9 protein-coding genes are annotated in these 9,723 nt (G+C 68.4%); 4 read left to right on the top strand and 5 right to left on the bottom strand.

The genetic code is table 11. The annotated features are described in order from the left end of the window. Positions 1-87 precede the first annotated feature (87 nt). Genes purH through ACEQXV_RS05010 form a run of 3 tightly spaced genes read right to left on the bottom strand, consistent with a single transcriptional unit; the run spans position 88 to position 4,762 of the window. The gene (gene purH, locus ACEQXV_RS05020) at positions 88-1,674 is read right to left on the bottom strand and encodes a bifunctional phosphoribosylaminoimidazolecarboxamide formyltransferase/IMP cyclohydrolase (protein WP_370268169.1); all 1,587 of its coding nucleotides are present in this window, start codon (positions 1,672-1,674) and stop codon (positions 88-90) included. Positions 1,675-1,687: 13 nt separating this feature from the next. Then, on the bottom strand, positions 1,688-3,457 hold the full coding sequence (locus ACEQXV_RS05015; RefSeq protein WP_370268168.1) for a heparinase II/III family protein: 1,770 nt from the start codon (positions 3,455-3,457) through the stop codon (positions 1,688-1,690). Positions 3,458-3,499: 42 nt separating this feature from the next. Then, a complete protein-coding gene (locus ACEQXV_RS05010) occupies positions 3,500-4,762 on the bottom strand; it encodes an RsmB/NOP family class I SAM-dependent RNA methyltransferase (protein WP_370268167.1) in 1,263 nt (420 codons plus the stop codon). A 70-nt stretch (positions 4,763-4,832) separates the two neighbouring features. Here ACEQXV_RS05010 and ACEQXV_RS05005 point away from each other — a divergent pair, with 70 nt between their 5' ends. Beyond that, positions 4,833-5,015, top strand: a complete 183-nt coding sequence (locus tag ACEQXV_RS05005) for a DUF1674 domain-containing protein (RefSeq protein WP_370253352.1) — start codon at positions 4,833-4,835, stop codon at positions 5,013-5,015. Between the two features lie 174 nt (positions 5,016-5,189). Here the strand turns inward: ACEQXV_RS05005 and ACEQXV_RS05000 are convergent, their stop codons facing one another. Continuing rightward, positions 5,190-6,368: a phytanoyl-CoA dioxygenase family protein gene (locus ACEQXV_RS05000; protein WP_370268165.1), complete on the bottom strand. Its 1,179-nt coding sequence runs from the start codon at positions 6,366-6,368 to the stop codon at positions 5,190-5,192. Between the two features lie 87 nt (positions 6,369-6,455). On the opposite strand from ACEQXV_RS05000, the gene ACEQXV_RS04995 reads away from it, so the two are divergent. Beyond that, positions 6,456-7,475 (top strand): LacI family DNA-binding transcriptional regulator, encoded by a 1,020-nt coding sequence (locus tag ACEQXV_RS04995; protein WP_370253354.1) that lies wholly within the window; start codon positions 6,456-6,458, stop codon positions 7,473-7,475. 190 nt (positions 7,476-7,665) lie between these two features. On the opposite strand, the gene dapB is transcribed toward ACEQXV_RS04995, so the two are convergent. Further along, the gene (gene dapB, locus ACEQXV_RS04990) at positions 7,666-8,478 is read right to left on the bottom strand and encodes a 4-hydroxy-tetrahydrodipicolinate reductase (protein WP_370253356.1); all 813 of its coding nucleotides are present in this window, start codon (positions 8,476-8,478) and stop codon (positions 7,666-7,668) included. Between the two features lie 116 nt (positions 8,479-8,594). Between dapB and rbfA the strand changes: the two genes are divergently transcribed. Together rbfA and ACEQXV_RS04980 are read left to right on the top strand one after the other, a co-directional pair. After that, positions 8,595-9,002 (top strand): 30S ribosome-binding factor RbfA, encoded by a 408-nt coding sequence (gene rbfA / locus ACEQXV_RS04985; protein ID WP_370253357.1) that lies wholly within the window; start codon positions 8,595-8,597, stop codon positions 9,000-9,002. Further along, positions 8,995-9,723: phosphodiester glycosidase family protein (locus ACEQXV_RS04980; protein WP_370268164.1), on the top strand; the 729-nt coding region annotated here is incomplete at its 3' end. The genes rbfA and ACEQXV_RS04980, both read left to right, overlap by 8 nt.

Here is a 9,723-nt window from a genome sequence, read left to right as displayed (position 1 = left end):
CCCCCCCCCGCCGGGGGCCCAGCCCCCCGGACCCCCCGGGATATTTGTGGAACAATGAAGGGGGGTGGGGGGCGAATTCAACCCCTGTCAGTGGCGGAAGTGACGCATCCCGGTGAAGACCATGGCAAGGCCCGCCTCGTCGGCCGCGGCGATCACCTCGTCGTCACGCATGGAGCCGCCGGGCTGAATCACGCAGGTGGCGCCCGCTGCGGCGGCTTCCATCAGCCCGTCGGGGAAGGGGAAGAAGGCGTCGGAGGCCACGGCGGAGCCGATGGTGAGCGGCTGCGGCAGGCCCAGGGCCTCGGCCATGCGTTCGGCCTTTTTCGCGGCGATAAGGGCCGAGTCGACGCGGCTCATCTGGCCGGCGCCGACGCCCACGGTGGCGCCATCGCGCACGTAGACGATGGCGTTCGATTTGACATGCTTGGCCACTTTCCAGGCGAAGAGCAGGTCGCGCATCTGGTCCTCGGACGGGGCCTTTTTCGTCACGACCTTGAGGTCGTCCATCCCCACGAAGCCGTTGTCCTTGTCCTGCACCAGAAGGCCGCCCGCCACCTGGCGATAGGCGAGGCCACCGGCGCGGACATCGGGCAGGCCGCCGGTGGTCAGCAGGCGCAGGTTCTTCTTGGCGGCGAAGATCGCCTTCGCGTCGTCGGACGCGCCGGGGGCGATGACGACCTCGGTGAAGATGCCGGTGATTTCCTCGGCGGTGGCCGCGTCGAGCGGCTGGTTCAGCGCCACGATGCCGCCGAAGGCCGAGGTGCGGTCGCAGTCGAAGGCCGCCTTGTAGGCGTCGAGGAGCGTGGCGCCCACGGCCACGCCACAAGGATTGGCGTGTTTGATGATGGCGCAGGCCGGCGTGTCGGTGCCGAACTCCGCCACCAGCTCAAACGCTGCGTCGGTGTCGTTGATGTTGTTGTCGCTCAGGTCCTTGCCCTGGTGCTGTTGGGCGGTGGCCACACCTTCGCGGCCCGAGCCGTCGATGTAGAAGGCCGCCTTCTGATGGCTGTTCTCGCCATAGCGCAGGGTCTGCTTGAGCGTGCCCGCGAAGGCGCGGCGGCGGGGGGTCTCTTGCCCGAGCGCCCCGGCCATCCAGTTGGAAACGGCGGCATCATAGGCGGCGGTGCGGGCATAGGCGGTCAGCGCCAGTTGCTGGCGGAAAGCGTAGGAGGTCGCGCCGTTGTTTTCATCGAGCTGCGCCAGCAGGGCGGCGTAATCCTCGGGGTCGGTGACGACGTTCACGAAGGCATGGTTTTTCGCCGCGGCGCGGATCATCGCGGGGCCACCGATGTCGATGTTCTCGATGCAGGTGTCGTAGTCGGCGCCCTTGGCCACGGTGGCCTCGAACGGGTCGAGGTTCACCACCAGAAGGTCGATGCCCTCGATCCCGTGGTCCTCCATGGCCGCGACATGGGCCTCGTTGTCGCGCAGGGCCAGAAGCCCGCCATGCACCTTGGGATGAAGGGTCTTGACGCGGCCATCCATCATCTCGGGGAAGCCGGTGACCTCGGCCACGTCCCTGACCTCCAGCCCCGCGTCGCGCATTGCCCTGGCGCTGCCGCCGGTCGAGAGCAGTTCCACCCCGCGCGCGGCGAGGGACTGGGCAAGCTCAATGAGCCCGGTCTTGTCGGAAACGGAAAGAAGGGCGCGTTTGAGCGGCACGAGGTCGGTCATGGTGTCTCCTGTTTCATTCGAGCCGGAGCACATCCTGCGCGGGGCCTTTGGGCGCGCGCGGCGCATCGGTGGGTTTGGCGAAGCTCCAGCTTACGGCGCTGCCATAATCGGTAACGCGGCAAGATAGAACGATCTGTTTTGTCGCGCGTGGCTTGAGCCGGCCGGATTCGAGGTAGACGCTCTTGTCGAGCGCCAGGGTCGCCTCGCCCCCGTGGCGGAAAACCCAGACCTCGCCGCTGCGCAGGGTGATCGACACCGCCGCGCCGCCCATGTCGATTTCCGCTTCGACATCGGGGTGCAGGTGGAAACGGACCGAGTAGGGAATGCCCTCGATGGGCAGGCGGGCCATCACCCGGTCGAGCGTGTCGCGGTCCTCGGCGGTGATCGCCGCGAGCCCGTCTTCGCCGCGCAGGAGCCGGCCATCGTTTTCCAGGCTGAGACTGCGCAGGTGGATCAGCCCGTGCGTGCGGCGGTAGCCGTCATGGGAAAAGGCGATGGCGCGCGCGGCGCCGCTGTCGCTTTCCTGCACCTCGATGGTTTCGGGGCCTTCCAGAAGCGCCTGTTTGACCACGCCGTGATAGGCGGAGCGGGGCCCGAGCCGGGCCGAGGAATACCCCTCGATCGACAGGGTCGAATGCGAGGGGGTGGCCCGGCCTGCGCGGCGCCAGTCGGCCCCGAAGCCCGCGCCGGAACCGCAGTTGACCACCACCGGATAGCGCCCGGAGGTCAGCTCGAAGGCCAGCGTAGAGGCATGGGCGTTATAGGCCTGCGGTCCGATCATCGGCGGGGCCGAATCGACAACGACCGAGACGCGCCCGCCCGACAGGCGTGCATAGCCCATGGCAAGCCCGGTGACCGTGGCGGGCCGCACGCCCGATTGCGCCAGCGCATGATCGAGCCGCCCCGCCTGGCCACGCCCGCCGCCATGAAAACGCGCCAGCCCGCCATCGGCATGGCGCAGGCTGCGCAGGGTGGGGGCCATGCGCATGATCGCGGTATTGACCGCCGGGTCCGGGCTCTTGCCCGATTCCGCCAGAACGGCGGCGGTCCAGGTCAGCAGAGTGAAGACGTGCAGCAGTTCCTCGGGGTTGCGGGTGACGATGCCACCCGAGGCGTCGATTTCCCGCGCGCATTCCTGCGCGAGCGCCTTCAGTGCAGGCTTGAGGTGATGGGCCACGCCGATCAGCGAGCAGGCGGAATAGATGAGACCCGTCAGCGCCTCGAACCTTGGCAGCCCGTGCGAGGTGCTGCGCCAGCGGCGGGCCAGGAAATCGGCCTGCCGCCCGAGCGCGGCATAGAAGGCGCGCGTTTCAGAGGGGTCCTGCCCGCTCATCAGGAAAAGCGCGTGGCTGATCCAGCGGATCTGGCGGCGTCCCACGAGATCGGGCACCCAGCCCGGCCCCTTGCCGGAGCCGTAGCGGGACAGCCAGCCTGCCAGCCAGTCCTGCGCCATCGGGCGGGCCGAGCCGTCGGACACGGCGGCGAGATGGTCGAGCCACTCGAAGCCGTGCAACTCGTCCTCGAAGGCATCCGTGGGCGGGTCGATTGCCCAGGGCACGTCCTTGGGCATCTGCACCAGCACGCCTGCGAACAGCAGGTTGCCCGCCATCAGTTGCCGCCCGCGCGCATCCGAGCCGATCAGGCGCGGTTCGGGTTGCGAGGTGAAGCCTTTTGGGGTGGGTGCGAAGCCTGCCCGCCACGAGGCCCACCGGTTGGCGAACCGGACGAGCCGCCCGGGGCGCTCTCGCAGCGAGAGCGGGGCTGGGGAAAGGGCTTCTGACATAAAGAACTGCTCTTGGTCTTTTGGCCCGCAGGATAGCAGGGATCAGCCGCGTTTCAAAAGGGCCATGTAGAAGCCGTCGATGCCGCCCCTGTCGGCCCAGAAATCGGGGCGCAGGCGCAGGCCGCCCTCGGGGCTGGCCCAATGCGGTTCACCCCCGTAAGCGGTTGGGTCGATGGGCAGAATGGAAAGGTCCGCGTGGCGCTTGAGCGCGGCCTTGACCTGGTTCTCGCCCTCGTTGGGCAGCAGGCTGCACGTGCAGTAGACGAGCTGCCCGCCGGGTTTCAGCAGGCCGAGCGCGTGGTCGATCATGCGCATTTGCAGCCGGGTCAGCGATTCGACCTCGGCGGCGGACTTGACGAAGGGCAGGTCGGGATGGCGGCGGATGGTGCCGGTGGCCGAGCAGGGGGCGTCGAGCAGGATCGCGTCGAAAGGCTCGGCGGTGTAATCGAGTACATCCGCGGCAACCAGCGTTGCCCGGAGCCCGGTGCGGTCGAGGTTCTGGGCCACCCGTGCAAGGCGGGGCTCTGACAGGTCGAGCGCGGTCACATCCGCCCCGGCGGCGGCCAGTTGCATGGTCTTGCCGCCGGGTGCCGCGCAGAGGTCGAGCACGCGGGCGCCGGCAATATCACCCAGTAGCCGGGCCGGCAGGGCGGCGGCGGCGTCCTGCACCCACCACTCTCCGGCCTCGTATCCGGGGATGGCGGTGACCTGCGCCTGCTGGAAACGGAAGGACCCGGTGGGCAGGCGGTCACCCCCTTCGACGGTGACACCCGGTTTCGGGGTCAGGTCGAGCGGGGCGGGGCGTTCATGGGCGGCCTCGATCGCGGCCACGGCGTCGACCCCGTATGCCTTGTGAAGCGGCTTGCGCAGCCAGACCGGAAGGGGCTGGGGCGGCAGGGCGGCCCAGGGGCCGCGATCCTCGGCGTCGACCTTGCGCAGGATCGCGTTGACCATGCCCGATGCGCGGGAAGTGCGGGGGCTGCGCTTGGCGATCTCGACACAGGAGGCGACGACGCCATGGGGTTCGGACCCATCGACGAGCAGTTCGGCGGTGCCAAGACGCAGGAGATTTTGCACGGCGAGCGTCGGTCGGCGTGCCAGGTGCGGGCGCAGCAGGGCATCGAGGCGGCCAAGGTGGCGCAGGACCGTCAGCACGAGGCGCTGCGCGCGGGCCGCATCCTCGGGCGCGAGCCCCTGCGGGGCGGGCAGATGCGCCAGCATCCGCCGGTCCATCAGGACCGCGCGCAGCAGGTCGAGCGCGGCGCGGCGGGCGGCGAGGCCGATGTCTTTGCCGTCGGAGGCCATGGGCGTTCCTCTTGTTCCGGGACCACGGCGGGGTATATCAAAGCCCGGACCCGCACAAGGAGCCTGACCCATGAGCGATGATCAGCACGAGAACGACCTGCCCGACGCGGCCAAGCGCGCGCTGGCCGAAGCAGAGGCCCGGCGCAAGGCGGCGAAAGAGCTGGACCTGCCCGTTGAACTGGGTGGGCGTGACGGGCCGGAACCGGTGCGCTACGGCGACTGGGAAAAGAAGGGGATCGCGGTCGATTTCTGAACGGGGTTCGCCGCGCAGGGCGCGGCGAACCGGGAACGCCCCTCCTCAGGCCCCTTTGGAGCCTTCGTCGGGGCGTATTGCCATGGATATGGGGTGGGCCGAGGTGGCCCGAAGGGCCGCAGCCTGTTGCGCAAGGCGGCCCCCCGGACCCGGACCCGGAGGGTGGGAGGACCCTCAGGCCGATTGCCGGGCGGCAAGTGCGTCAAGTTCTGCCACGAATGACCCTGGCGCCAGGTTTTCCGACAGGGCCCGGTGAAAGAGCGCCGCCTGGGTTTCGGGGGCCAGCCCGCCCACGGGCGGGTCGCGGTCGAGATTGGTTGGGAAGGAATAGCCTTCCGCCGTTGCGGCGACGAGCGCCTTCAGCGCGTCGTCGGGAAGGCTGCCTTCTGCGCGCGCTGCCTGCACATGGGGGTAGAGCGTGGCGCACATGGTGCGCCGGTTCACCGTTTCCATCGCGCGCCCGAAGGCCGAGGAGACCTGAAGCAGGTTCACGAAGCGCTCGATATCGGTGCTGTGGTTCGCACCTGCCGCGTGGAAGAGCGCGGGGTTGAAAAAGACCGCATCGCCCTTGTCCAGCGGCAGCTGCACGTAGCGGTCTTCGAAAAGCGCGCGAAACTCCGGCAGACGCCAGGCGGCATAGCCCGCACGGTAGAGCTGCGAGAAGGGCAGGAGCTTGGTAGGCCCGCTTTCAACCGGCATGTCGCAATGGGCCACGGCCCCCTGAAGCGTCATGACCGGCGAGAGGTCGTGCACATGGGCGGGGTAGGTGGCGCTGATCTCGGCGGTCTGGAAGCCCAGATGGTAATCGCGATGCGCCTGCTGCGCGCCGCCGCCGGGATGCACCAGGTTGACCTGGGCGGTCATCTGGTAGTTGGGGCCGAGCCAGGCCTCGCAGGCCGCATCCAGAACCGGATTGGCGAAATAGCGCAGGAAGACCCCGGGCGCGGCCTCGCAAAGCTTTTGCAGCGAGTTCCAGACCCGGTCGTTCTTGCCTGCGGCGGCGAAATGATCGGCAGCCTGCACGGTTTCCTTCTCTGCCGCGATGATGCGGGCATAGACATCGGTCGCCTCGTCCAGCGGGCTGGTGTCGGCATAGGCCCGCTTGAGCACGATGACCCCGGCGGAGCGGCGCAGCACATGGGCCCATTCGGCCATGAGCGCCTGGCGCTTCGCGGCGTCGTTGAGGGCCGTGCGCAGCCCGGACATGTCGTAGATCGGGATGTTCCTGACCACATCGGCGGCATGGGGCACGGTTGCGGGATCCAGGCTGCGTCCGATCAGGGTTTCGAGATCTGCGAGCCTGCAATCTTCGGGGCGGAACCAGGCGGGATCGCCACGGAATTCCTTGGTCATGATGCGCGTCCTCCCTTGAGCGTTTCGAGGTCAGGTTAGGGCCGGGCAGGCTTGCGCGGGGCGCCAATTCACATCAATAATCCATCAATGACACATCGCTTTCCCGTCAAGGAGATCGCCCGGCAGGCGGGCGTGGGGCCCGCAACGGTGGACCGGGTTCTGCATGCGCGCGCCAATGTCAGCCCGCAGACGCGGGCGCGCGTGCTGGCGGCCATTGCCGAACTGGAAGGGCAGGAGGCGCAGCTGGCGGCGCGGGGTCGGCGCCTTTTCATCGACGTCGTCGTCGAGGCGCCGCGCCGGTTCAGCGCCGAGGTGAAGCGCGCGAGCGAGGCGGTCTTGCCCGGGATCGGGGTGGCCGTGATCCGGCCCCGCTTCCTGTTCCAGGAGGTTATGGAAGAGGCGGAACTGCTGGCTACGCTCGACCGGATCGCGCGGCGGGGAAGCCACGGGGTCTGCCTGAAGGCGCGCGACCTGCCGGGGGTGCGGGCGGCCGTCGACCGGCTGGTGGCGGCGGGCATACCGGTGGTGACGCTGGTGACCGACCTGCCCGGCACGGCGCGTCTGGCTTACCTGGGGCTCGACAATCGCGGCGCGGGACGGGCGGCGGGCTACCTCATGGCGCGGATGCTGCCGGGGCAGGCGGGCAGGGTTCTGACCACGCGCAGCCAGGAGAGTTTCTTCGGCGAGGACGAGCGCGCGCTGGGCTTCGCAGAGGTGATTGGGCGTGATGCGCCGGGCCTGGAGGTGCTGGACGCGAGCGGTGGCGGCGGGGTGGGACGCGGCACGGCCGAGCGCGTGGACGCGGTGCTGGATGGGGTCACGGACCTGGCTGGCATTTATTCCATGGGCGGTGGGAACGAGACGATCCTGCGCGTGGTGGAGGAGCGCGGAGTCCGTCCACGGGTATTCATTGCCCATGACCTTGATGCGGAGAACCGGCGACTGCTGGCCGAAGGGCGGGTGAGCCTGGTGCTGAACCATGACCTTCGGCAGGACATGCGCAACGTCTTCCTGACGCTGGCCCGCTTCCACGGGCTGATCGCTGTGGGCGCGGTGCCCGCCATGTCGGACGTCCAGGTCATTACGCCGATGACGATCCCCGGCTAAGCGTAGGGTCGCCGCCTGCCGGCGTCGACCGGGGAACGCCCCTCCTCGGGCCCCTGTGGGGCCGTCGTCGGGGCGTATTACCATGGGAGTCTGGTCAGGGGGTCTTGCCACGGGAAGCGCGGGGCCTGTTGCGGTCGCGGAGGCATCCGGCGGGGGTATTTTGGCAAAGAAGAAGGGGGCGTCGGGTGCTTCAGCGCATGCCGAGCACGTCGAGCATGTCGAACGCACCCGGGCCCTTGCCCTGCCCCCAGAGGGCTGCCTTGAGCGCGCCGCGCCCGAAGATGGCGCGGTCGGTGGCGACGTGGCGTAGCACGATGCGTTCGCCCTGACCTGCGAAGAGCACGTCATGTTCGCCCACGATGTCGCCGCCGCGGATGGCGGAGAAGCCGATATGGCCGCGCTGGCGCGCGCCGGTGATGCCGTCGCGGCCCGAGTCCCTGGCGACCTCGAGGTCGATGCCCCGGCCATCGGCGGCTGCCTGGCCCAGCATCAGGGCGGTGCCGGAGGGCGCGTCGACCTTGTGGTGGTGGTGGGCTTCGATCACCTCGATATCGAAATCGGCGTCGAGGGCGGCCGCGACCTGCCGGGTGATCTGCACGAGCAGGTTCACGCCAAGGCTCATGTTGCCTGCGCGGATGATCGTGGCGTGGCGTGCGGCGTGGGTGAGTTGTTCGAGGTGGCTGTCATCCATCCCCGTGGTGCCGATCACGTGGACGCAACGGGCCTGGGCGGTGATGCGGGAATGGGCGACGGTCGCCTCGGGCGAGGTGAAGTCGATCACCGCCTGGGCGTTCACGATGGCGTCGATCGGGTCGGTATGCACCATGACGCCCGTTGCCGCGCCACCCATGCATTCACCCAGGTCGCGCCCGGCCCAGGGGTGGCCCGCGCGTTCTGTCACCGCCACGAGATGCGCGGCGTCGCTGTCGTTCACAAGCTTGATCAGCATCTGGCCCATTCGGCCCGACGCCCCCATCACCGCGATTGCAACACTGCCCTGCATGGCCAAACCCTCCGGCTGAAATCCGCCCCTTCCCTAGCGCACCCTTGCCGCCTGCGAAAGCGGTTGCTTGCGGGGGGCGGGGTGATCCCATAAGTGGGATGCAAAGGATAGGACCCATGGCAAAGAACAAGTTTCACGATGGCCCCGGCCCCTCGCAGCGGCAATTGCGCGTGGGCGAACTGATCCGGCGCACCCTGTCGGACGTGCTGATGCAGGGTGACGTGCACGATCCGGACCTGAACGGCATGTCGATCACGGTCAGCGAGGTGCGAATCTCGCCCGACCTGAAGATCGCCACCGTTTACGTGCTGCCGTTGGGCGGCGGGCGGCGCGAGGAAGCGATCAAGGCGCTGGCGCGCAACAAGGGAGAGCTGCGCCGCCAGATCACCAAGCAGATGAACCTGAAATACGCGCCCGACCTGCGCTTCGTCATCGACGAAACCTTCGACAAGATGGACGAGACGCGGGCCCTGTTCCAACAGGACAAGGTGCGCCAGGACCTCGACGGCGGGGGCGATGATTAAAGCGCTTCTCGCGGTGCTCCTGGTGGCAGCGGCCGGGGCTGCCCGGGCCACCGAGTGCCGCGTGGAACGCTTCGATGGGGCCAGTTTCACGATCTGCGAGGTGGACCTTGCGCAGGAGGAGTTGCGGCTGTTCCTGCGCGACGAGGCGGGCAGCGTCATGGGGTCCTTCACCCGGGTCGAGCAGAGCCTGCCGCCGGGGCGCACACTGGGTTTCGCGGTGAATGCGGGGATGTTTCACCCGGACCTGCGCCCCGTGGGGCTCTATATCGAGGATGGCGTGCAGGAAATGCGGGTCGTCACCTCGGACGGGCCCGGCAATTTCGGACTGCTGCCAAATGGGGTCTTCTGCATTCTTGAAGGGCGGGCGGCGGTGATCGAAAGCCGCGCCTACGCGGCGAACCCGCCGGATTGCCGCCATGCCACGCAATCGGGGCCGATGCTGGTGATCGACGGCGCGCTGCATCCAAGGTTCCTGCCGGACAGCAGCTCGCTCAATATACGCAACGGGGTAGGAGTGGATGCCAGCGGCACGCGCGCCCTCTTCGCGATCTCCAACCAGCCGGTGAATTTCGACCACTTTGGCCGGCTGTTCCGCGATCGGTTGCAGACGCCGAACGCGCTCTATCTCGATGGGCGCGTGTCGCGCCTTTATGCGCCCTCGGTCGGGCGCAATGATTTCGGCTTTCCGCTAGGGCCGATCGTTGGCACGGTTGTTGACGAG

The sequence above is a fragment of the Nioella sp. genome, assembly GCF_964229645.1.
Lineage (GTDB): Bacteria > Pseudomonadota > Alphaproteobacteria > Rhodobacterales > Rhodobacteraceae > Nioella.
This window is presented reverse-complemented; position numbering and strand designations above follow the sequence as displayed.